Genomic DNA, 24,126 nt, shown 5'->3' with positions numbered 1-24,126 from the left:
TCTGGTCGGATAATGGAGTACACTTGCTAACTTGGATAAAAATGGACATACGCAATTTATATACCCAATCCGCAACGTTTTGAAGCATCCGACTCAATCCGGTAAGTTGGGATCAGAAGAAGACGAAGGTGTCGATGGTGGACTCTGTGGAGTAGCAGAAGGTGGCTGCGTTCCTGAAGGGCTGAGCGGATGCACACTAAATTCTTCTTGCGGCATCCGAATCCAACGTTGCAAATATCCTTCTTGGAGCAGTTCTTTGATCAGAATAAGCAAGATCGGAGCCAATATCAGCCCTGCTACACCAAATAACGAAGTTGAAATTAACACAAAAGAAAGCATCAAATACGCCGAAGACACCCCGATTGAATTTCCCGCTATTTTAGGTTCAAGCAATTGGCGCGTCAGCATCACGATCACAAGAACAACAATCAATCCGATCGCAAGGCTAGTGTTGCCGATAATGAGCAAGTAAATGACCCACGGAATAAAGATTGCAGGTACGCCGAGCAGCGGTAAAATATCGAATAATGCCGAGACGACCGAAATCGCAAATGCGTTATCGACACGCAAAATGAGTAACGAAATATAGACGATCGCGAACGTAATCAGAACGAGAATCGCTTGAGCTTTGAGATACGAACCGATTGAACGGAATACATGATTTTTCAAAAATTGATAAGCTTGCTTGAATGTGTTGGGCGTCTTGTCTTGCGCGATCTTTTTCCACCAAATGATTTCCGAACTGAGGAAAAAAGCAAGGATGATCGAGATCGCAAAACTTACGATAAAGCTTGAGAACGAAGTAATAAAAGCAAGAATGTGCGTGAACGCATATTTGAGCCAGTTTGTCAGTTGATCGGTGAACAAAGCGAAGTACTCGTTGGCTTTGTCTACCGTTCCGGCAGGAAACGCATTCAGTTCACGATGCAAAAATTCGGTGATCGATGCAAACTGAACTTGAATGATCGACGTATACTGCGGCAAATTGTCTGTTAAACGAGAAATTTGAGACACGAAAATGAGCCCGGCTCCGAATATTGCGCCTAAAATGACAGAAACAAAAAGTAAAACCGAAATCGCGGCAGCTAAAGGCTTAGGTACTTTTCGACGGTGCAAAAAACGGGCAAACGGTTCGATAATCAAATATACGACAATCGACAAAAAGACAGGGGCGGCAATACTGTACAACCAGCTAAAACTTAGCATGACTAGATAGACAGTTAGAATAAGTAGTGCAATATCGAACGCGGTACGCCAATATTTGCGGTATAACGAGATCATGAACAAACTCCTTTGTTATGTAGATTGGACGATGGAAGCCATCACTTTTGCATTGATTCCATTGATTCCTATGATAAAATAAAGTGATGATAACGAGCAATAGATATTCCTACCTCTTGCTCAGATTTCAAAAAAGAGAAACGGAGAGCAGAAATGGAAACGACATTACTGATATGGCTCTTTTACTTATCTTCTTTTTACGCATTTCTTCCGGGTCTAATCAGTCGGATTTTTGGATTCCGTGCTTTTCGTAAAGGTGTAAGTGAAACGGAGTTTGCTTTAACATTTGATGATGGGCCAGACCCTCAATATACGGCGCAATTACTTGACCTTCTCAAACGGTACGAGGCGAAAGCGACGTTTTTTGTGGTGGGTTCACATGCGGTTCAACATCCAGAGTTGCTCAAACGGATGCAGGCTGAAGGGCATGCCATCGGCATTCATAATTATATTCATCGTTCCAACTGGTTAATGCGACCAGGTTCTGTACGCAAGCAAATTAATCGTACCAACGAAGTGATCGAGAATGTAACCGGGAAACGTGCTGTGTATTACCGTCCGCCGTGGGGTATCGTGAATTTATTTGACCTTGTCGGTCGACATGAATTGAAGTTGGTATTGTGGTCAGGGATTTTCGGAGATTGGCGCAAAAATGTCGGCGAAGAACGTCTATTGAAACGAATGCGCCGCAAAATGAAGGGCGGAGAAGTTCTCGTACTGCATGATTGCGGGGCTACGCTTGGAGCTAATGATAAAGCACCGGAAAATATGTTGCGCGCATTGGAACGGTTTTTGGAAGAAGCGTATGCTCAAGGGCTGAGTAGCGTAACCGTAAAAAAATTAATGGCAGCTACCGAACAATCGGCAAAAGCTAAATTCAAAGCCGAAGGTCGCAAGCTTTCTCCGATCAAAAAATGGCTCGTTGCCGGTTGGTTGCAATATGAAAAAGGATTCAAATGGGCATTCCGACTTCAAGAAGCGGAAGGAGCTCCGTTTTTCCATTTTCGTAAAACGAAGTATTCCGGTCAGACTTTGGAACTTGAACACGGTCAGCAATTGAAAAAGGGCGATACTGTCGTTGAACTGCATTTGGATAATAAAATGTTGTTTGAGTTCAGCAGCCGTTCACGCTCGTCGATGCAAACCGCGATTCAGATCGTACGCGAGACCGAGCGGAGTTTACCCAAAATTGCGGAATACATCCGCCAAGATCCGAAACTTCGCGATACGAAAGGATTGTATGGAGTCAGTATGATCAATCGTGGCCCCGAACAATTCGGATTTCAAGTGCTGGATTTGCCAGAAACTATCTTTGCCAAACTTACACGCGTTTATCTTAAAATCTTACTTAGCGTATTGCATCCTTCGGGAACTTCAAGGCTTGGCGAACAATCCCAACTTTTAGTACCCAAAATCATGTTGATGCCTATGGACGTTCTACTCAATCGAGATTTCAAAAATCATAAACGCGAAGATCGCAAACGCAAAAGGGTAAGTGATCATAGTCCGCTGCCTCTTGATGTTTCTTCGGAACCATCGAATACACCAGATAAGCCTGCGATTAAAGAAACTCACCCTGCTGAGGTCGTGACTTGATTCCTCGCAGTCTACTCGCTTCCACCGCCAAGAGAACTTCATTCTCTCGGCTTTTTTTAATTTCAAACAAAAAAAGCACGTCCAACCGAAAAAACCGAGTCTCTAAAGATCGGTTCTTTCGGTTGGCGCGCGTGAGGAACATAAGCGAAAATCCAGCTGCCTACACATATTTGAAATTACTTTTGCCCGCCTTTGCGACCAATCTCGCGATAAAAATCTTTGTCGTGAGAATTGGAAGTGGCTTCTCCGCCTTTGCGACCGATTTCTTGATAGAACTCTCGACTGTGCGATTTCGCCGTAGCTTTGCCGCCTTTGCGTCCAATATCTTGATAGAATTCTCGGCTGTGCTTTTTCGCCGTAGCTTCTCCACCCATACGGCCGGCTTCTTCGCGACTCATTTTCTTGTTGCCCGACTGACTGTTTGCCATCTCAATCACTCCTCAGTAGTTGTAAATGCCGCGTGCACCAACTATTTACCACCGACTTTTTAGGATGAAACGCCGAGCAAGCTTAAAAAAACCCTACCGAGCAATCTTTCCTTTCCAAATCCTTGCAGTCGCGCGGCTTGAAAAGGCATTCATAAACTTTTCGTTTTTTAAATAAATTGGCTTAAAAATCGAGATAAAATGACGGATATTTTGAAAAATGTTCTTTTCTAGACCTGATCTGTTATAAATGAACGTTCGTATCGGTTTATTTTCGTTTTTTTGTTGACAGTATAAAAGCGTATACAGCACAATAAAAACAAGTCGAATTTTAAAAGAGAAGCGGGGAAAAATAATGAAAAAAATTAAAGTTGTTCAACGTATTTTGGATAGCGGTGTCGTTGCAGTACTGCGCGGAGACTCTCCAGAACAAGTCGTCGAAATGGCGGAACAAGCAATCGCAGGCGGCGTTAAAATTATCGAAGTCACGATGACCGTGCCTAACGCGCTGCAAGCCATTGAACAATTGAGCCGAGTATATAGCCCGGAAGCACCGGTAGATTCCGATCGTTTTGCAGTCATTGGTGCAGGAACCGTATTGGAACCCGTTACCGCTCGTATGGCAATTATGGCGGGTTCGCAATTTGTCGTATCGCCTTCCCTGAATGAAGAAACGATCAAAATGTGTAATCTATACCGTATTCCCATGATGCCGGGTATCGTTACGATTGCCGATCTGTTAAAAGGGCTTGAACTAGGCGCAGATATTATGAAACTTTTCCCGGGAAATATGTTCAATCCTTCAATTATCAAAACGTATAAAGGCCCTGTTCCCCAAGCGAACTTGATGCCAACAGGCGGCGTATCCGTTGATAACTTGGGCGAATGGATTGCGAACGGTGCTGTAGCGGTCGGTATTGGTTCTGACTTGACCACTGAAGCATTGAAAACCGGCGATATGACCAAAGTACGAGACAAAGCAGCGCAGTATGCTGAAGCTTACCGTAAAGCGAAGCAACAATAATTTCATATTCTAGGTTAGGTTTTAACATCAGCCCGTCGTATCGATTTTTCGATATTTCGGGTTTTTTGATATGTAACTTTTTCTGTAATAAATCTGTTTGATCTTTGCCGAGCTTCCTTTCTTTCTTTATAATGAGACAAGAAACAGGAGAGAAAGATTAGGGAGGAACCGATATGTTAACAGGATCAAGAGGGCCTATTCAGCCTTTTGACAGCGGTAAACGCAAACGAAAGCAACAATCTTATGGAAAGAAAAAACGCCGTAAAGGCCGCTTGTTTTTAACGATCTTAGTGCTTCTGATTTTGGCTATACTGGCTGTGGCAGTCGTCTATGTGAGTACGCCCTATAAGCCGTCCGAACAAGCATTGAATGCTTTGAAAACCGATGATCAGGTTGCAGTGTCGCAAACCGACGATTGGATTGAGTTTCAGCCGTCGATTACCTCAAGTGAGAATACAGACAGCAAACAACCCGGTGTGATTTTCTATCCAGGTGGACGAGTCAAGCCAGAAGCTTATGCACCTTTTGCTCATGATCTTGCAGCGACAGGGCGACATGTATTTATTGTGAAAATGCCGTTCAACTTCGCTTTTATCGGTCAAAATGAAGCAGAGAACGTGCAAGATAAATATCCGGATGAAACCTTCGTAATTGGCGGTCATTCGCTTGGTGGGCCTTTTGCTGCAAGGTATGCGGTGGCTCATCCTGAAGGAATCGCAGGCGTCTTTTTCCTCGCTTCTTATGCAGAAGCCAAAGGCGATTTGAGTCGAAGTAAACTACCGGCTTTATCGATTACCGCTTCGCAAGACCAGATTTTAAATCGGGAAAGTTTTGCGGCAGGCAAAGCTTTTTTACCAAAAGATACGCAGTATGAAGTGATTGAAGGCGGGAACCACGGTCATTTCGGTAGTTACGGCGAGCAAAATAAAGACGGTAAAGCTTCGATTACCGAAGACGAACAGCGTAAAGAAACCGTATCGCTTATGGCGGCTTGGTTGGACGGGATTTCGGCTTCTTCAAAATAAAGGAGAACAAGCATGCCTTATTTGACGGTAGAAGATCATGTATATGAATGTGACGCTATCATTTTTGATAAAGACGGAACGTTGCTGCATTTTATCGAATTGTGGGGAAGCTGGGCAGAAGATCTACTTGCACGCACCGGGCAAAAGCTGAAAAGTTTAGGTAGCGATTGGACCGGTGATGTGGATCAGGTCTTGGGTATTACACGCAGCGCACAAGGAAAGTTGATCGATTACGATCGTTCAGGGCCTTTGGCGATGGCGACCGCAGATGAACTTGTTGGGGTATTGGCTTGGCAACTTTATGTTGCCGGCTTGCCGTGGCATCAAAGTGTGACATGTATTCGTGAGTTTGCCGAGCTTGCCCAGCGGCAGATCCACCAAAACCAATCGGTTCAACCCCTTCCGGGTCTGCGTCCTTTGCTCGAAGAAGCGAGAAATGCAGGAATTAAGCTTGCGGTAGCCACATCGGATACGACTTCTGCGGCAACTCAACATTTGAAGTGGGCAGGGTTGGACCGCTTTTTTCAATGTATCAAAGGGCGCGATGCCGTAGCGGAAGGCAAGCCTGCACCGGATCTGGTACTGGAAACTTGTCATCAATTAAACGTAGTGCCTGAGCGAACGATCGTTATTGGAGATAGCGAAGCGGATATGATGATGGCGCAGCGCGCAGGTGTGTTGATTGCTATCGGTGTTGCTCCTGATCGTTCGGTTCCTTCTTATTTGAATACCGCTGATTACGTGATTAATCATTACGAAGCATTGGGTATTACGACTTAACGATAAGATGCGAATATTTGGATCGACTGATCGCATAAAGGAGGAAAACAGATGGCACATGATCCTGCGGAGCAACTTGCAGAGTGGATAACGGAAGCGAAAAAGATTGTTTTTTTCGGCGGAGCCGGGACTTCAACCGAAAGCGGAATTCCTGATTTCCGTTCGGCAGGCGGGTTATACGAAAGCGGTCAAGACGAATTTCCTTATGCGCCAGAAGAAATGTTGAGCCGGGAATTTTTCAGTGCGCAGACCGAGACGTTTTATCGCTTTTATCGAAGTAAAATGCTGCACCCCAATGCGGAACCTAACGATATGCACCGCTTGCTTGCGGATTTGGAGCATCGAGGCAAAATAACGGCTGTGATTACGCAAAATATTGACGGTCTGCATCAAAAAGCGGGTAGTCAGCAAGTGTTAGAAGTGCATGGATCGGTCCTGACGAATACATGCCTTTCCTGCGGAAAAAAATACGGGCTTGATGTTATTTTGGACACGGAGAATATTCCGACCTGCCCAGACTGCGGGGGGATACTCAAACCTGATGTTGTGTTGTACGGAGAGATGTTGGATTCCGATGTACTCGAAACGGCAGTACAAGCGATCGAAAACGCAGATTTGATGATCGTGGGCGGTACTTCGTTAACGGTTCAACCTGCGGCAAGTCTGGTAGGGATGTTTACCGGAGGTCATCTGGCACTGCTTAATCGCACACCGACGCCTTATGATAATCACGCCGATCTTCTGGTGACCGAATCGATGGGAGTTGTAGCTAAACGAATTCGACAACTTTTGAAGTATGAATAACTTAGCTAGAAAAAAAGATGTAATCGTTTTCTTGCTTATCGATAAGGTCAGCGCTAAGATGGTAGCAAGTACGTAATGAAAGGATGGATAAAATCGATGGAATATAAGGCGAGCGGAGAACGCTACGACCAAATGAAATATAACCGCAGCGGGAAGTCGGGATTGAAGCTTCCGGCGATTTCGTTAGGATTATGGCATAATTTCGGCGGTGTAGATACGTACGAAAATGGGCGGAGTATTGTGCATCGGGCTTTCGATCTGGGGATTACGCATTTCGATTTGGCGAATAACTACGGGCCTCCACCGGGATCGGCGGAAGAAATGTTCGGTCGCGTACTGTCGACAGATCTCAAAGCTTATCGGGATGAACTTATTGTATCGACCAAAGCCGGTTATTATATGTGGCCTGGACCTTATGGAGAATGGGGCTCCCGTAAATATCTCGTATCGAGTCTGGATCAGAGCTTGAAACGACTCGGTCTGGATTACGTGGATATTTTTTACCATCACCGTCCAGATCCAGACACGCCGCTTGAAGAAACGATGCGAGCGCTTGACCATATCGTTCGCTCGGGCAAAGCATTGTACATAGGCGTATCCAATTATTCGGCTGAACAAACCAGCGAAGCGATTGCTATATTGAAAGACCTTGGGACTCCGCTGACGATTCACCAGCCAAGCTATTCGATGATGAATCGTTGGATTGAACACGGTCTTCAAGATGTATTGGACGAAAGTGGCGTAGGCAGTATTGCGTTCAGTCCACTGGCGCAAGGGCTGCTGACCAACAAATACTTGAACGGGATTCCAGAAGATTCTCGCGCCGCGAGTGCTTCACCCTTTTTGGATCAGACGCAATTTACACCCGAAGCGATGCGCAAAGTCCGTGCATTGAATCAAATGGCGGTAGCGCGTGGTCAAAGTCTTGCTCAGTTTGCTTTGGCATGGGTGCTTCGCGGCGAACGCGTCACTTCGGTATTGATCGGTGCCAGCCGAGTTGGACAGATCGAAGAAAATATCGAGACCTTAAAACAATTGGAGTTTTCGGCAGAAGAACTTGATCGTATCGAGAAAATTTTGAAAACCGAAAGCGAACAATAACATAAATCCCGTAGTATCCGCGAACCGATAAACGGTCGCGATACGCGGGATTTTTTATGTTATAAAAAGAATCGTTAACGTCCCAATACAGATTCGCGGTAAGCGGTAGGCGATTGCCCGTGGAGTCGTTGAAATTGCCTGGAAAAATAAAGCGGATCGGTCAAGCCGACCGAAGAAGCGATTTGCTGCACCGACAAGTCGGGGCGTTCGCGTAGCAACCCGCGTGCTTTATCGATGCGTAGACGAAGCAGATAAGTGACAGGCGCGACGCCGGTTTCTTTTTTGAACAATCTCGCTAAATAAGCCCGGTTATACCCCAGACTTTGACACATATCTTCAATCGATACAGGATGCGCGTACTGATCGGTCATATACCGAATCATTTGCTTGACGGCAAGACTTCCTGCTGTATCGGCAGCGGGCAACGAATAGTCGCCGCGCACCACATCTTCCGCAGAAGCCAAAATCAGATAGAGATTACCGAGCGAAGACAACTGCGCCGCAGATCGTCTAGCGCGAAACGCATTTAACGTATCCGAAAGCAAACGAGGGATATTCGATTGAGGGGCAGGGCGAAATACGGGATGCTCAGGCGTTAGTCCCGCGCCTTGCACCAGACTTTCGGCGGAAGAACCGGCAAATGCGATCCAGCGGTAACGCCACGGCTGATGGTTATCGGAAATATAACTCACCAAGCGTCCGGGACGGATCAAAAAAGCATCGCCGGCTTCTAATCGAACTTCCTGACCTTCGTGTACAAAAATTCCACAGCCCGACTCAATCATGTGCATCAAAAAGTAATCGTAAATTTTAGGGCCGATTTTGTGCTCAGGCAGTGTCTGGCTTTCTCCGGCGAACAATACATGTAAACTTCCTGTATCGTCATAAACAGGGTTAGGAGCTACGGTATACGAAAATTCAGGCAGAATGTTATTCATATTTGATCCTCGCTTTCCGATTCAAAACCTTTTTGATCCAGTATACGCCTTTTTAAAGAAAAGTCATATAAGTCCATGTGATACGCACATTCATGTATTATCAAAGTAAGAGCTGTCTTTTATACTGAGAGCACAACCTAATCAAATCAATCACGAGGTGGTTTCTTAATGGATACGCAACAAATCAAGCAAATGTTTATACAAAAGTTTGGCGAGTCTACAATCGAACCTTTATGGTTCCATGCACCCGGACGCGTGAATCTGATTGGCGAACATATTGACTATAACGGAGGATACGTTCTTCCGGCAGCATTGGAGTTTGGCACAACGCTTGTTATTCGCGAACGTCAGGACGGCATCATTCGTTTGGCTTCGACCAACATGCCGGAAGAAGCCGAAATCAAAATCGGCGAGATCGGGCTTGACAAAAGCGGAGAATGGACAGACTACCCCGTTGGCGTCATGGTTGAGCTGGCTGAGCGCGGTTTTCCGGTATCGAAAGGGTATGATCTGTTCTACCACGGCGAAATTCCGAACGGAGCCGGGCTTTCTTCTTCCGCTTCGATCGAGGTCGTAACGGGTTATGGTCTGTTAGCGGTCGGTGGGTACGATCGCGATACCGTACAGATCGCTTTGCTCTCGCAAGCAGCGGAAAATAACTTTGTCGGCGTGAACTGCGGCATCATGGATCAATTCGCTGTCGCAAACGGCAAAAAAGATCATGCCATCCTGCTGATGTGCGATACGCTAGAATACAAACATGTTCCGTTTCAGACCGGCAGCTACAAATTGGTCATCGGCAATACGAACAAACGCCGCGGCTTGGTCGATTCGAAATACAATGAACGCCGCGAGCAATGCGTAGCGGCTCTGGATCGCTTAAGAAGTTGCAAAGCCGATCTGAATTATTTGGCAGAAGTGACGCCTTCGCAATTCCAGGATTTCAAATCCGCGTTGACGGATGAGACCGTACGTAACCGGGCGCAGCATGTTATCGAAGAGAACGCACGGGTATTGGCTTCGGTCGAAGCTTTAACCGCAGGGGATCTCGAAGAATTTGGACGTCTGATGAACCAGTCTCACGACTCCCTTCGCGATCTATACGAAGTAAGCTGCGAAGAGTTGGACGTCATGGTCGAAGAAGCGCGTCAAATTCCGGGAACACTCGGCGCTCGGATGACGGGAGCGGGATTCGGCGGATGTACGGTATCGCTCGTCCATGAAGATCATGTGGAGCAATTTGTAAAACAAGTCGGAGAGCGTTATCAGGCACGCACCGGGCTAACCGGAGACTTTTATGTATGCGGCGTAGGCGAAGGCGTAGAAGAACTGAGCTAAGTCAGTATGAATTTTCAAAAAACAAACGCAATCTACACATTTTAAGGAGGAACAAACAATGGCGATTTTAGTAACAGGTGGCGCAGGATATATCGGTTCCCATACCGTAGCGGCTTTGCTGGAACGTGGGGACGAAGTTGTCGTAATCGACAGTCTGCAAACGGGTCATAAAGAAGCTTTACTCGGTGGCAAACTGTACGAAGGCGATCTTCGCGACAAAGAACTGCTAAAAAAATTATTCGCAGAAAATGAAATCGAAGGGGTTATTCATTTCGCAGCCAATTCGTTGGTCGGTGAAAGTATGCAAAATCCCGGCAAATATTACGATAACAATATGTACGGCACATTGTGCTTGCTCGAAGCGATGAACGAAGCCGGCGTACGCCGAATCGTCTTTTCTTCGACAGCAGCTACGTATGGCGAACCAGAAAAAACACCAATCGAAGAAACCGACCGTACAGAGCCAACCAATGTATACGGCGAAACGAAGTTGATGATGGAACGCATGATTCGTTGGTATGACCGCGTACTGGATATCCGTTATGTCGCTTTGCGCTACTTCAATGCAGCAGGCGCACACGATAGCGGCAAGATCGGCGAAGACCACCGTCCGGAGACGCATCTGATTCCGATCGTGCTTCAGACAGCGCTGGGACAACGTTCGCATATTTCGGTATTCGGTGACGACTACCCGACAGCTGACGGGACTTGTATCCGCGATTACCTGCATGTGAGCGATCTTGCCGACGCACACTTGCGCGCGATCGATTACTTGAAAAACGGCGGGGAAAGCGACGTATTCAACCTCGGTAGCGGCAGCGGATTTTCGGTACACGAAATTATCGAAGCGGCTCGCACGGTTACAGGCAAAGAAATCCCGGTTCAGACCGAACCGCGCCGAGCAGGAGACCCGGCTGTATTGATCGCGTCTTCGGAAAAAGCACGCCGCGTACTCGGTTGGAATCCATCCCGCGAGCAGATCGAGACGATTATCGGAAGCGCTTGGAGCTGGCATCAATCTCGTCCGAACGGTTACAACGACTAAGCTTTACTTTAGCTTCAAAAAAAGATAACGGGGGCAGTGTCCATGAGCGAAAAGTTCACAAACGAAGTTCAACCACATTCGGCGGGGGAAGCATTCTCGGAGAACGTCACCAAGCAAGAAGTTTTGAGAGCGATTGATCGTCTCACCGCATTTGCGCTGCGCGAAAAATTGCTGGAACCAGCCGATTACGATTACGGACGCAACCGTTTGCTGGAGCAATTTTCTTTTGACGAACCTTACGGAGCGGACCCATCGTCTATTGAAGCTTCGTTAGATCCTTTAGCTGAAGCATTGCCGGAAGGCCCTCAGCCAATGTTGGATACGTTAATCGATTACGGATTGCAAATCGGGATGATTCCAGAAAATACAGATACCCACCGTGATTTGTTGGATGCAAAGCTAATGGGACTGCTGCTTGCGCGTCCTTCGGAAGTGACACGCGAGTTTTTGGAAGCCGAACAAAAGAACGGAATTACAGCAGCTACCGATCGTTTTTACAAATGGTGTATCGATTCGAACTATATTCGGATGGATCGCGTTGCGAAAAACCGCTATTGGACGTATGATTCGGAATTCGGTTCGATCGAAATCACGATCAATTTGTCCAAACCGGAAAAAACATCGGAAGAGATTGCGCAAGCTCGTCTGCTGCCACCGCCTTTGTATCCGAAATGTCAGCTTTGTCGTGAGAATGTCGGATATGCCGGACGGATCAATCACCCTGCACGTCAAAACTTACGCGTGATTCCGCTGGAATTGAACGATGAGCCGTGGTTATTCCAATATTCGCCGTATGTTTACTACAACGAGCATTGTATCGTGCTGCACCGCGATCATGTTCCGATGAAGCTGACGAAAGACACGCTGCGTCGTTTGCTGCAATTTACCGATCGTTTCCCGCACTATTTCCTCGGTTCCAATGCGGACTTGCCGATTGTCGGAGGCTCGATCTTGACGCATGACCATTTCCAAGGCGGCAAGCATACGTTTGCGATTGAAAAGGCACCAACGGAAGCGGTCTTCGCTCATGCTCAGTATCCTTCGGTGAAGTTATCGATTGTTCGTTGGCCGATGTCGGTTATTCGTCTGACGGGTAGCGATCAAGCCGAATTGCTCGAAGCCGCAGACGAAATCTACGAAACGTGGAAAACGTATAGCGACGACCGTGTAGAGATTCTTGCATCCAGTGAGCAAAATGGCGCGAAGGTTCGTCATAACACTGTAACGCCTATTGTGCGTCGCCGAGACGGTGCTTATGAATTGGATCTCGTATTGCGGAACAACCGTACAAACGAGCAACATCCAGAAGGGATTTTCCATCCTCACCGCGACATGCACCATTTGAAAAAAGAAAATATCGGTCTGATCGAAGTGATGGGGCTGGCGATTTTACCGGGACGTCTCAAAGACGAACTGGAACAAGTGGTACGTGTCTTGAGCGGAGATCAAGAAGTATTGTCTGCGGCTGAGCAAAATGCTTCGCACGGACTGAATCAACATTTGCCGTGGGTACATGAATTGATCGCCAAATATGGATCGAATCTGACACCGGAAGCTGCAAACGAATACGTTCAGCATGAAGTCGGGGCAAAATTCACAGAAATTTTGGGTCATGCCGGCGTATACAAGACGGATACAAGCGGCCGCGAAGCCTTTTTCCGTTATGTGAATCATCTGAATTGGGTCAAACAATAGTTGAAAATGATCATCAAACTGCCGTGTCCGAACGTGGATGCGGCAGCTTTTTTGTTTTTGCGTGAAGACGGTATATAATGAATACGAACTTATGAAAAGGAAGGGGTACAATTTACTTATGAAATCTTTTGCTTTCTATAATCCGACACGTCTTATTTTCGGTAAAGGCCAACTGGAACAACTCAACACGTTGGTTCCTCAGTACGGCAAAAATGTATTGCTTGTTTACGGAGGAGGCAGCATCAAGCGCTCGGGTCTGTACGAGAGCGTAACTTCGCTGCTTAAAGAAATCGGTTCGAACGTAACCGAACTTTCCGGCGTTGAACCGAACCCGCGTCTGTCGACCGTACACAAAGGCGTCGATCTGTGCAAAAGCGAACAAATCGATCTGATTCTGGCTGTCGGCGGCGGTAGCGTTATCGACTGCGCGAAAGCTATTGCGGTTGGCGCAAAATACGATGGCGATATGTGGGATTTCGCAGAGCGTAAAGCTGTTGCCAAAGACGGATTGCCATTAGGCGTCGTGTTGACAATGGCAGCTACAGGTTCGGAAATGAACAGCGGGTCGGTCATCACGAATGAACAAACGATGGAAAAACTCGGCTGGGGTAGCGCGTATTCGTTCCCGACTTTCTCGATTCTCGATCCAGAGTTCACGTATTCGCTGCCGAAAGACCAAACGGTCTACGGGATCGTCGACATGATGTCGCACGTCTTGGAGACTTATTTCCATCTCGAAAGCAATACGCCTGTGCAAGACGGATTCTGTGAATCGGTACTGCGTGCAGTGATCGAAGCAGGTCCAAAACTTGTAGACGATCTGGAAAACTACGAGCTGCGCGAAACGGTAATGTACAGCGGTACGCTTGCGCTGAACGGTGTTCTGAGCATGGGCAGCACAGGTGACTGGGCAACGCACAATGTCGAGCACGCGGTATCGGCAGTCTACGATATTCCGCACGGCGGCGGCCTCGCGATCTTGTTCCCGAACTGGATGAAGCATAGCTTGAGCGTGGACCCAGAGCGTTTCAAAAAGCTCGCGGTAAATGTGTTCGGTATCGACCCAAGCGGCAAATCGGCTGAAGAAGTCGGTCTGGAAGGCATCGAAGCTTTGCGTGCGTTCTGGAACTCGATTGGTGCACCAAATACCCTTGCCGATTACGAAATCGACGATAGCCGTATCGAAGAAATGGCAGACAAAGCAATGAAATTCGGACCGTTCGGTAACTTCAATAAACTGCAACGCGAAGATGTAGTCGCAATCTACAAAGCTTCGCTGTAAACTGAAAAATCCGCTATATTCGTCTACGAAATGACGTGGAAGACGACCTGGATCTCTAATCCGGGTCGTCTTTTTTATATGCTGAATAAGTCCTTCCAATATTTTTCCCAACTAATATTAAGCTTGCTACGTCTATTTATATAGAGAGGGGTTGAATAAAACATGAAAAAAATTCGTAAACTGTCTTATATGGTTGGATGCGCTTTAGGTCTGGGGGTACTGGCGGCGTGTTCATCACCCGCAGGTCAATCGGATGAATTGGCAAAAGCACAGCAAGAAGTGCAGAACATATATCCAGAAGCCAATATACCTAAGATCGATGGCTTGGAATTAACTTTAGCGTATCAAGGCGAAGCTTTTTCGTTACCCGATGTGTTAAAAAGCAGCGAAAGTGACTCTACAGATCAAAAGAAAGATTCTATTGTACTTGTTTATTCGCGTGAAAAAGGTGAACTGCAAGAAGCGGTGTCTGAGGATTCAATGGCTTTTGAAAAGGTACTTTACGGTCCTTACGAAGGAGATGGCGTTGTACTACTGACGCTCAGCGATCTTCCTTCTACCATTCAAGGTGCGGATAAAACGTCGATAGACGGTACTGATATTGAATTGGCGCATCCGGGGAATGATCTGTTTTATGCAACGGCAAGACCTGATGATGTGACATACACGCTACAAGCGACTCCAAACTCTGGATATGAAGAAGAAAAGCTTTTGGAAATTTTAGCACAAGCTTCTCATTCAGAGGGAAAATGAATAAATTTAGAGAAAGTTGAAACCAAATCACTAACTATCCGTATGTAATCATATACCCATTCAGTTACGTTTCGATTTCCGGCGATTCTTCAGCGATTAGACTGAAGAATCGCCAAATATCGAAACAGGGTAAAGATAGCTTCCAAAAAACGAAGGAGTGATGCGGTTATGGAAGCGTTATATTTAGGGTGTTTGGTCGGTGGCGTGTTATTTGCTTTGATAAGCGTGGTGTTCGGGGACTGGATCGGCGATGCGCTGGGAGGCGTATTCGACGCAGTGTCGCTCGAGTTCCTGCAACCGATCGTACTTGCCGGTATGGTGACGGTATTTGGCGGAGCGGGTATTTTGATCGAGCGTTATGCAGGGTTGCCTTCGGTATGGAGCTTATCGGCTTCTATACTGTGTGCATTATTCTCTGGCATTTTGCTTTACTTCGGTTATGTGAAGCCGATGCGCGGCAGCGAAAATTCGGTAGGCTACTCGATCAAAGACCTAACAGGCAAAATCGGTGAAGTGACCGTGCCTGTCCCGGAAAAAGGCTACGGCGAAGTGTTAGTGAGCATGGGCGGGTCAGGCAACACGCTACATACGGCATTCAGCTTCGATGGAGAATGGATTCCGGCAGGTGTCAGAGTCGTCGTGATCGATATTGCTGACGGCACATTAGGTGTAAGCGAACTCGAAAAAAAAGAAGAGGGGTTGGAGTAAAATGAACATTTTCGATCAGATTCCGGATTATCTATTGATTCCGGGTATCGTCATAGCCGTGCTGCTCGTACTGGGTCTTGCTTTTTGGGCTCGTTATAAGACGGTTAGCACGGATGAGGCGATGGTAGTGACAGGTTCGTTCCTCGGTACCAAAAATATTGCCGATGATGAAGCAGGTCGCAAGATCAAGATCGTACGCGGTGGCGGTGCATTTATCCTACCGGTATTCCAAAAAGCCGAATATCTGTCGTTATTGTCGCACAAATTGGATGTTACAACACCCGAAGTCTACACAGAGCAAGGCGTTCCCGTTTTGGCAGACGGCGTCGCGATTATCAAGATCGGCAGTTCTACAGAAGACGTAGCGACAGCTGCCGAACAATTTATGGGCAAGCCGATTGAAGCTCTGAAGTCCGAAGCGCAAGAAGTATTGGAAGGTCATTTGCGCTCGATTCTCGGTTCGATGACGGTCGAAGAAGTGTACCGCAACCGTGACCGGTTCGCGCAAGAAGTACAAAGCGTAGCGGCTCGCGATCTCAAAAAGATGGGTCTGCAAATCGTATCCTTCACGATCAAAGACGTTCGTGATAAGCACGGATATTTGGAGTCCCTAGGTAAACCGCGTATCGCGGCGGTTAAGCGTGACGCCGAGATCGCGGAAGCCGAAGCGGTGCGAGATGCTCGTATCCAAAAAGCGCGTGCCGAAGAAGAAGGCCAAAAAGCCGAATTGATTCGAGATACGAATATCGCCGAAGGTCAAAAAGAAAAAGAATTGAAGATCGCCGCGTTCAAACGCGACCAAGATACGGCAAAAGCCGACGCCGATCAGGCTTATATGATTCAAGAAGCGCGTGCCAAGCAGACCGCTGTCGAAGAACAGATGCGAGTTGAGATGGTACGTAAAGACCGCGAGATCGATTTGCAAGAAAAAGAAATTCAAGTTCGTCAAAAACAATACGACGCTGAAGTGAAGAAAAAAGCCGATGCGGATCGTTACGCGGTCGAAGTGGCTGCGGAAGCGGACAAAGCACGCCGGATGCGCGAAGCCGACGCGCTTCAATATTCGATTGAGACGCAAGCCAAAGCTTCTGCGGAGCAAAAACGACTCGATGGTATCGCGACAGCCGATGCCGAACGTGCAAGAGGTACAGCCGAAGCCGACGTTATTCGCCTGCGCGGTCTTGCCGAAGCGGAAGCCAAAGAAAAACTTGCCGAAGCCTTCAAAAGCTATGGCGAAGCGGCGATTCTCGATATTATCGTTAATATGTTGCCGGAACTTGCAGGCAAAATTGCGGAGCCGATTGCAGCGGTCGACAAGATTACCGTGGTCGATACAGGTCGCGGCGAAGGCGGCGGTGCCGCTCGCGTCAGCAATTATGTAACGGAGCTGATGGCGACAGCGCCGGAAATGCTCAAAAGCGTATCGGGGCTTGATCTGGAACAGATGATTCAAAATCTGACCGGCGGCAACAAAAATCAAGGCATAACCGATGCTCAGATCGAAGCGAATTTAACCGCCGAAAAAGCAGCGAAAAGCGAAGAATTAGCGCGTTCGAATCGCTCTCAAGTTGAAGAGCAAGCTTAAAAATCGACTTTGATCCAGAACGTCTTTGACATCGTTTTCGAATAAGTATGCAAAAAGGACCGAACCCTGTGTTTTCTCAGCGAAAATGCAGGTTGACGGTCCTTTTTTTTATGGGATAGAATGAAGGGATTGCATAGGGTTTCACGACTTTGTACATAAACGTTACCTAGAGTGAAATGCGGAAAAAGGACGGGAAAACTAACGATGAGAAAAAAAGTAGTCACCAAAACGATAACCGATGTTGCGTTTATCGCGCTTGGCGCCTTTATATTTGCGCTGGCAGTCAATTTGTTTGTTATTCCGAATGATTTTGGCGAAGGTGGGGTAACAGGGGTTACGATTATTTTGTTCTACTGGCTGCAATGGTCACCGGGGCTAGTCAACTTAATTATTAATGGATTTTTGCTCATTATCGGGTATCGTTTTTTGGATCGGAAGACGATTATTTATACAATTTTGGCGGTTGCGTTCAACTCGCTATTTTTGCATCTTACCGAAGGTTGGGATATTCATTCCACTGAAAAAACAGTCAATGCGATCTTCGCCGGTATCTTTGCGGGTGTCGGAATCGGGATGATCGTTCGAGTAGGCGGAACGACTGCCGGAACCGTGATTTTGGCACGTTTGGCAAATAAATATTTGGATTGGAATATTAGTTACGGGTTGCTGTTTTTCGATGTGATCGTAGCTGTCGCTTCGCTGCTCGTGATTGAAGTTGAAAACTTTATGTTTACGATCGTACTCCTTTATGTCGGAACGAAAGTGATGGACTTTATCGTCGAAGGCCTAAATCCGAAAAAAGCGGTCATGATTATTTCCAAACATCAACATACGATAGCGGAACAAGTCATTACAGCGATGGATCGCGGCGTAACGGTATTGTCCGGGCATGGATTTTATACAAAAGAAGCCAAAGAAGTTCTCTATATCGTAATTAGTAAGCAAGAAGTATCTCAATTGAAAAAAATCGTCAAAGGTGCGGATAAAGACGCTTTTGTGACGATTCATGATGTACGCGACGTGTTTGGAGAAGGGTTTGTCGATATTTCGAAGTAAAGAGGAGCGGAAAAAAGCGGATGCTGGTGTCCAAAGTATTGAACAACAATGTGATTATTGCGGACGATCCGCATTATGGGGAAGTCGTCGTAATTGGAAAAGGAATCGGGTTTGGTCGCGCGGAAAAAGATATCATCGACGCGGAAGCTGCCGAAAAAATGTTTATTTTGCGGAATCGCCGTGAACAAGAGCAGTACAAGCAATTGCTTCCGCAAGTCGATGAACAACTGATCGAAGTGATGAATGAAGCGATTCGCACCATCAGTAGCCGTATTGCTTCGCCGCTCAACGAACATATTCACGTCGCGTTGACCGACCATATTGCTTTTGCGATCAAACGGATGGAAAAAGGAATCTCGTTCCAAAATCCTTTTTTGTACGAAACGAAAGAGATTTATCCCGAAGAATATGAATTGGCGACATATGTCGTGCAGTTGATCAAAGAACGAATCGGGACGTCCCTCGATGCCGATGAGATCGGTTTTGTCGCGCTGCATATTCATAGCGCGATTACGAACAGACCGATCAACGAAGTTCGGGGGCATTCGGAATTGATCTCGGATTTAGTGAATCTGATCGAACAGAATCTGGAAGGCGGCTTGAATCGGAGCAGTCTTGATTATTCGAGATTGCTGACGCATCTTCGTTTCGCTATAGAACGGATTTATCGCGGCGAAGAAGTAAAAGCGACCGACCGGTTATCGGAATTGCTGGCACATGAGTATCCGGAAATGTATTCGCTTGCGTGGAAACTGACCAAAGTCATGGAAAAGCGATTGGGGTTACCGGTATACAAAGCGGAAGCCAGTTATTTGACCGTTCATTTGCAACGTTTGGCAGAGCGAGATCACGGATAATATTTATTTTTGAAAAGAGCTTGTCAAGTCATGAAAGCGGTGCTATAATGAGCGACGTAAGTTAACTGAAAACGATCTTTCTAACGATGTGTTACTGATACGATCAGGCATGAATCGATACGTAAGATAAAAAGTGTACTCACAAGGGCGAAGCTGTACCCGGGAATCCTTGTTGAGCGTGTTTTTTATTTTTCGTGCGTTCATGCCTTTTTTGCGTTTATTTGTACACGTTACAGAAGATCATGTAGGGAACAAAATCAAATATCACCTAGAGGGAGTTTACATTCATGTTCAAAAAACTTTTTGGACTGCTGCAACGAGTGGGTAAAGCTGTAATGCTTCCGGTAGCGATTCTTCCGGCAGCGGGTTTACTGCTGGCGATCGGTACACTGCTCGTCAGTCCTGATTTTCTAGAATTGGCTCCTGCACTTGATGTACAGTGGGTGCAATCTGTTGCGACTGTACTGATGAAAGCAGGGGACATCGTATTCACCAATTTGCCGTTGCTATTTGCAGTCGGCGTAGCCGTTGGTTTGAGTGGCGGTGAAGGCGTCGCGGGTCTTGCAGCGATTGTCGGTTTCTTGATTATGAACGTTACGCTTGGCGTAGTCGTTGGGGTAACTCCTGAAATGACTAGCGAAGCAGGTATGGGATATGCCAGTGTGCTAGGTATTCCAACGTTATCGACCGGCGTATTCGGCGGTATCATTATTGGTATATTAGCCGCTGCGATGTACAAGAAGTTTTTCCGAATCGAATTGCCTTCGTATCTCGGATTTTTTGCAGGGAAACGCTTCGTTCCAATTATGACAGCCGTAACTTCGATTCTGGTCGGGCTGCTGCTCGTTATTATTTGGCCTCCAATCCAACACGGACTGAATGCTTTGTCTAACGTGATGATCAACGGTCAACCTGCGTTATCCGCATTTGTTTTCGGGATGATCGAACGTGCACTTATTCCATTCGGCTTGCACCATATTTTCTATTCGCCGTTCTGGTATGAATTTGGTCAATACGTAAACAGCGCAGGCGAAGTCTTCCACGGCGACCAACGTATTTTCATGGCGCAAATGAGAGACGGCGCACCGTTTACGTCAGGGATGTTCATGACCGGTAAATTCCCGTTCATGATGTTCGGTCTTCCGGCGGCGGCTTTGGCGATTTATCACGAAGCTCGTCCAGAACATAAAAAGTATGTGGCAGGGATCATGGGTTCCGCCGCATTAACTTCGTTCTTGACCGGTATTACAGAACCGCTTGAATTCTCGTTCTTGTTCGTAGCTCCTGTATTGTTCGGGATTCACGTTGTATTCGCAGGGCTTTCGTTTATGTTGATGCAGATTTTGGATGTACACATCGGGATGACATTCTCGGGCGGATTGATTGACTTCCTGTTGTTCGGAGTTCTGCAAAACCGCACGCCTTGGTGGTATGTCATTATTGTCGGTGCTGTCCTTGCCGTGATTTATTACTTCGGTTTCCGCTTTGCGATTCGCAAGTTCAACTTGAGAACGCCGGGACGCGAAGAGCCGACCGAGGAATCAGAGGATAGTTCGCCAACTGCAAATTCAGCGGGCGAATTGCCACAGAATATTTTGTCGGCACTTGGCGGACGCGAAAACATTTCGAATCTGGATGCTTGTATCACGCGCCTTCGCGTAGAAGTAAACAGCATCAGTAATGTCGACAAAGAGCGTCTGAAAAAGTTGGGTGCCGCAGGGGTGCTTGAAGTGGGTAACAATGTTCAAGCGATCTTCGGTACACGATCCGATACGATTAAGTCGCAAATTCAAGACATCATGTCGGGTCGTACACCGGTTGAAGCGCCTGCCGCTGCTGTCGAATTACCTGAAAAGAATGAAGAAAAATCCGACGCTCAGCAAGCCGTGAACGTGATCGATGAAGAAATCATCGTGTCTCCGGTAAGCGGCGAGTTGCAAGATATTTCGAATGTTCCTGATCCGGTATTCTCGCAGCGTATGACAGGCGATGGATTCGCAGTTCTTCCTTCGGACGGTCTGATTGTGTCTCCGGTGAACGGAACGATCTTCAATGTGTTCCCAAGCAAGCACGCAATCGGGATCATGTCAGAAGGCGGAAAAGAAATTCTTGTCCATATTGGCGTGAATACCGTTAAACTTAAAGGTCAAGGGTTTAATGTATTGGTAGCGGAAGGTGATGCTGTGATGGCAGGTCAACCTATTCTTGAAGTCGATCTGAGTTATGTACAAGAGAATGCACCTTCGATTATGACTCCAGTCATTTTCTCTAATTTGCCTGAAGGTGCAAAAGTGACATTGCTCAAAACTGGCACAGTTAAAGCCGGCGAAGAAAACATCATCTCGATTAAGTAATTCGGAAAGCTATATAGATAGGCACACAAAACTAGCCAAAACAGCAAAAACCAGGCAAGCGTGCAAAATGAAGGTGAGTCAGTTATAATAAGTATGTATCTTTAAAAACAGAACCTATTGGAGGAATTTACTCATGGAAAAAACATTTAAAATCGTAGACGAAGACGGTATCCACGCACGTCCAGCAACAGCGCTGGTAAATACAGCTAACAAATTCAAATCGACTGAATCGTTCGCAGAAGCTAACGGCAAACGTGTAACGTTGAAATCCATTCTGGGCGTTCTGTCGCTGGGTCTGGAAAAAGGATCGACATTGACACTGATCACTCAAGGTGAAGAAGAAGCTGAAGCGCTCAAAGCTCTTGAAGATGTTATGGTCGGAGAAGGTCTGGGCGAAGTCAATGCTTAATATTTCTGGCATCGCGGCTTCGGCCGGCATCGCAATTGCAAAAGCTTTTCGTCTTGAACATCCGGATTACACCGTAACCCAAAAACATGTTCAAAATGCTGAAGCAGAAATCGCGAAGCTCGACGATGCACTTGCAAAATCGCAAGTTGAGCTTGAGCGCATCAAAGAAAATACCTTGAAAGAACTCGGCGCGCAAAAAGCAGAGATCTTCGAATCGCATTTGCTGATTCTGAACGATCCCGAGCTGATTAGTCCGATCAAAGACATGATCGTGAACGATCAAGTTAATGCGGACTACGCACTGAGCGAGACGTCTAAACAATTCGTATCCATGTTCGAGAACATGAAAAGCGCGTACCTGCAAGAACGCGCAGCCGATATGAAAGACGTAACAAAGCGTATTTTGGGGCATTTGCTTGGTCTGAATGTACAAAACCCTGCTGAAATCAGTGAAGAAGTGATCGTAATTTCCGAAGACCTTACGCCTTCGGATACGGCTCAATTGAACCGTAAATACGTTAAAGGCTTCACTACGAATATCGGCGGACGTACTTCACACTCCGCGATCATGGCACGTTCGCTTGAAATTCCGGCTATCGTCGGAACGAAGAACGTACTTGAACAAGTCGAACCAGGCGATCTCGTGATCGTTGATGGTCTTGAAGGTAATGTCATTGTCAATCCAAGCGACGAAGTGGTTGCCGAATACCGCGAAAAGCAAGTCAAATATGACGAGCAACGTGCGGAATGGCGCAAACTGCGTGAAGAACCAACCGTTACGACGGATGGCGTTCACGTAGAGCTTGCGGCAAATATCGGTACGCCTAACGACGTAGCGGGCGTTCTGGATAATGGCGGCGAAGGCGTGGGTCTATACCGGACAGAGTTCTTGTATATGGGTCGCGACAAGCTTCCTTCCGAAGACGTTCAATACAATGCTTACAAAACGGTACTTGAGAAAATGGAAGGAAAACCTGTCGTTGTTCGTACGCTAGACATCGGCGGCGACAAAGAACTTCCTTATCTCGATCTGCCAAAAGAAATGAACCCATTCCTGGGCTTCCGTGCGATTCGTCTTTGTCTGGACCGTACAGACATCTTCCGCACTCAGCTGAGAGCTTTGCTGCGCGCAAGCGTGCATGGCGATCTGCGCATCATGTTCCCAATGATCGCAACGCTGATGGAATTCCGCGAAGCGAAAGCTTTGTTGGAAGAAGAACGTACGAACCTCAAAAATGAAGGCATCGAAGTTGCGGACAATATCCAACTCGGCATCATGGTCGAAATTCCTTCGACTGCTGTATTGGCTGATCAGTTCGCAAAAGAAGTCGATTTCTTCAGCATTGGTACAAACGACTTGATCCAGTACACAATGGCTGCCGACCGTATGAATGAACGCGTATCCTACTTGTACCAACCTTATAACCCTGCAATCTTGCGCCTTGTTGACATGGTCATCAAAGCTGCGCATAAAGAAGGCAAATGGGCGGGTATGTGTGGAGAAATGGCGGGCGATTCGGTCGCAATTCCATTGCTGCTTGGTCTGGGTCTCGATGAATTCAGTATGAGTGCAACTTCCATCTTGCCAGCGCGCAGCCAAATCTCCAAATTGTCCCGTGCGGACATGCAAGAGTTGGCAGCTAAAGCTTTGGAATGTTCGACTGCTGAAGAAGTTGTGGCTTTGGTTGAAAGTATCTAATTTGAATTCAAACGTAATACGTATGTTGTGATTCGTTTGATTGTTTGATCTCTGTCGCTTTGGCGTGTGCGCCGAGCATCTTGGCACGCCGAAGCTGCGTCCATCCGGTTCCTTTGAGGGACCGGATTTTTTTATATGTAAAAAAGCCTTCCGTAAGTGGAAGGCTTTTTTGTCGAGAAAGTTGCTTATGTGGGGGAAGCGAAAAGGTTCCGAAAAATTCGTTGCGGTCGCTTGTTGAAATCGGGAAAAGATGATTGGAATTTTATTTGTATGTTCCCGATTTCAAAGGCGAACATTTCATTCCTTCACTGAATTATTCTCCACCTTTTCGCTTCTAGTTACGTTGGATTTTCTCGATCTCTCAAGACTTC

The 24,126-nt window shown here is 46.7% G+C and carries 21 protein-coding genes; 18 read left to right on the top strand and 3 right to left on the bottom strand.

Going from position 1 to position 24,126, the window contains the following annotated elements; genetic code table 11:
- Positions 1–93: 93 nt before the first annotated feature.
- Positions 94–1,281, bottom strand: a complete 1,188-nt coding sequence (locus NOM90_RS05240; protein WP_255940448.1) for an AI-2E family transporter — start codon at positions 1,279–1,281, stop codon at positions 94–96.
- A 153-nt stretch (positions 1,282–1,434) separates the two neighbouring features.
- Between NOM90_RS05240 and NOM90_RS05235 the strand changes: the two genes are divergently transcribed.
- Positions 1,435–2,877: a polysaccharide deacetylase family protein gene (locus NOM90_RS05235; RefSeq protein WP_255940447.1), complete on the top strand. Its 1,443-nt coding sequence runs from the start codon at positions 1,435–1,437 to the stop codon at positions 2,875–2,877.
- A gap of 176 nt (positions 2,878–3,053) precedes the next feature.
- On the opposite strand, the gene NOM90_RS05230 is transcribed toward NOM90_RS05235, so the two are convergent.
- A complete protein-coding gene (locus NOM90_RS05230; protein ID WP_255940446.1) occupies positions 3,054–3,305 on the bottom strand; it encodes a KGG domain-containing protein in 252 nt (83 codons plus the stop codon).
- A gap of 352 nt (positions 3,306–3,657) precedes the next feature.
- Between NOM90_RS05230 and NOM90_RS05225 the strand changes: the two genes are divergently transcribed.
- From NOM90_RS05225 to mgrA, 5 genes are all read left to right on the top strand, one after another.
- Positions 3,658–4,326, top strand: a complete 669-nt coding sequence (locus NOM90_RS05225) for a bifunctional 2-keto-4-hydroxyglutarate aldolase/2-keto-3-deoxy-6-phosphogluconate aldolase (RefSeq protein WP_255940445.1) — start codon at positions 3,658–3,660, stop codon at positions 4,324–4,326.
- Positions 4,327–4,499: 173 nt separating this feature from the next.
- Entirely contained in the window at positions 4,500–5,351 is an 852-nt protein-coding gene (locus tag NOM90_RS05220; protein ID WP_255940444.1) for an alpha/beta fold hydrolase, read from the top strand.
- Positions 5,352–5,363: 12 nt separating this feature from the next.
- Positions 5,364–6,131, top strand: a complete 768-nt coding sequence (locus NOM90_RS05215) for an HAD family hydrolase (RefSeq protein WP_255940443.1) — start codon at positions 5,364–5,366, stop codon at positions 6,129–6,131.
- A 51-nt stretch (positions 6,132–6,182) separates the two neighbouring features.
- The gene (locus NOM90_RS05210; RefSeq protein ID WP_255940442.1) at positions 6,183–6,935 is read left to right on the top strand and encodes an NAD-dependent protein deacylase; all 753 of its coding nucleotides are present in this window, start codon (positions 6,183–6,185) and stop codon (positions 6,933–6,935) included.
- Positions 6,936–7,031: 96 nt separating this feature from the next.
- Positions 7,032–8,036: an L-glyceraldehyde 3-phosphate reductase gene (mgrA, locus tag NOM90_RS05205; protein ID WP_255940441.1), complete on the top strand. Its 1,005-nt coding sequence runs from the start codon at positions 7,032–7,034 to the stop codon at positions 8,034–8,036.
- Positions 8,037–8,110: 74 nt separating this feature from the next.
- Here the strand turns inward: mgrA and NOM90_RS05200 are convergent, their stop codons facing one another.
- Positions 8,111–8,974: an AraC family transcriptional regulator gene (locus NOM90_RS05200; RefSeq protein WP_255940440.1), complete on the bottom strand. Its 864-nt coding sequence runs from the start codon at positions 8,972–8,974 to the stop codon at positions 8,111–8,113.
- 168 nt (positions 8,975–9,142) lie between these two features.
- Between NOM90_RS05200 and NOM90_RS05195 the strand changes: the two genes are divergently transcribed.
- The 12 genes from NOM90_RS05195 to ptsP all read left to right on the top strand — a co-directional run bounded on the left by NOM90_RS05195 (position 9,143) and on the right by ptsP (position 23,755).
- Positions 9,143–10,312: a galactokinase gene (locus NOM90_RS05195; RefSeq protein ID WP_255940439.1), complete on the top strand. Its 1,170-nt coding sequence runs from the start codon at positions 9,143–9,145 to the stop codon at positions 10,310–10,312.
- A 58-nt stretch (positions 10,313–10,370) separates the two neighbouring features.
- Entirely contained in the window at positions 10,371–11,357 is a 987-nt protein-coding gene (gene galE / locus NOM90_RS05190; RefSeq protein WP_255940438.1) for a UDP-glucose 4-epimerase GalE, read from the top strand.
- Between the two features lie 42 nt (positions 11,358–11,399).
- A complete protein-coding gene (locus NOM90_RS05185; protein ID WP_255940437.1) occupies positions 11,400–13,052 on the top strand; it encodes a UDP-glucose--hexose-1-phosphate uridylyltransferase in 1,653 nt (550 codons plus the stop codon).
- A gap of 118 nt (positions 13,053–13,170) precedes the next feature.
- Positions 13,171–14,334, top strand: a complete 1,164-nt coding sequence (locus tag NOM90_RS05180) for an iron-containing alcohol dehydrogenase (protein ID WP_255940436.1) — start codon at positions 13,171–13,173, stop codon at positions 14,332–14,334.
- A 162-nt stretch (positions 14,335–14,496) separates the two neighbouring features.
- Positions 14,497–15,087, top strand: a complete 591-nt coding sequence (locus NOM90_RS05175; RefSeq protein WP_255940435.1) for a hypothetical protein — start codon at positions 14,497–14,499, stop codon at positions 15,085–15,087.
- Positions 15,088–15,255: 168 nt separating this feature from the next.
- Positions 15,256–15,795, top strand: a complete 540-nt coding sequence (locus NOM90_RS05170; RefSeq protein ID WP_255940434.1) for an NfeD family membrane protein — start codon at positions 15,256–15,258, stop codon at positions 15,793–15,795.
- Between the two features lies 1 nt (position 15,796).
- Positions 15,797–17,380, top strand: a complete 1,584-nt coding sequence (locus NOM90_RS05165) for a flotillin lipid rafts scaffold protein FloT (RefSeq protein ID WP_255940433.1) — start codon at positions 15,797–15,799, stop codon at positions 17,378–17,380.
- Positions 17,381–17,584: 204 nt separating this feature from the next.
- Entirely contained in the window at positions 17,585–18,436 is an 852-nt protein-coding gene (locus tag NOM90_RS05160; protein WP_255940432.1) for a YitT family protein, read from the top strand.
- A 20-nt stretch (positions 18,437–18,456) separates the two neighbouring features.
- Entirely contained in the window at positions 18,457–19,293 is an 837-nt protein-coding gene (gene glcT / locus NOM90_RS05155; RefSeq protein ID WP_255940431.1) for a glucose PTS transporter transcription antiterminator GlcT, read from the top strand.
- A gap of 287 nt (positions 19,294–19,580) precedes the next feature.
- A complete protein-coding gene (gene ptsG, locus NOM90_RS05150; protein ID WP_255940429.1) occupies positions 19,581–21,647 on the top strand; it encodes a glucose-specific PTS transporter subunit IIBC in 2,067 nt (688 codons plus the stop codon).
- 133 nt (positions 21,648–21,780) lie between these two features.
- A complete protein-coding gene (locus NOM90_RS05145) occupies positions 21,781–22,056 on the top strand; it encodes an HPr family phosphocarrier protein (RefSeq protein WP_037290224.1) in 276 nt (91 codons plus the stop codon).
- On the top strand, positions 22,049–23,755 hold the full coding sequence (ptsP, locus tag NOM90_RS05140; protein WP_255940426.1) for a phosphoenolpyruvate--protein phosphotransferase: 1,707 nt from the start codon (positions 22,049–22,051) through the stop codon (positions 23,753–23,755). Before NOM90_RS05145 ends, ptsP begins: the two co-directional genes overlap by 8 nt.
- Positions 23,756–24,126 lie beyond the last annotated feature (371 nt).

This window comes from Saccharibacillus sp. JS10, assembly GCF_024436065.1.
Taxonomy (GTDB): Bacteria; Bacillota; Bacilli; order Paenibacillales; family Paenibacillaceae; genus Saccharibacillus.
Note: the sequence above shows the minus strand (reverse complement) of the source record. Positions and strands in the feature narration are given on the sequence as shown.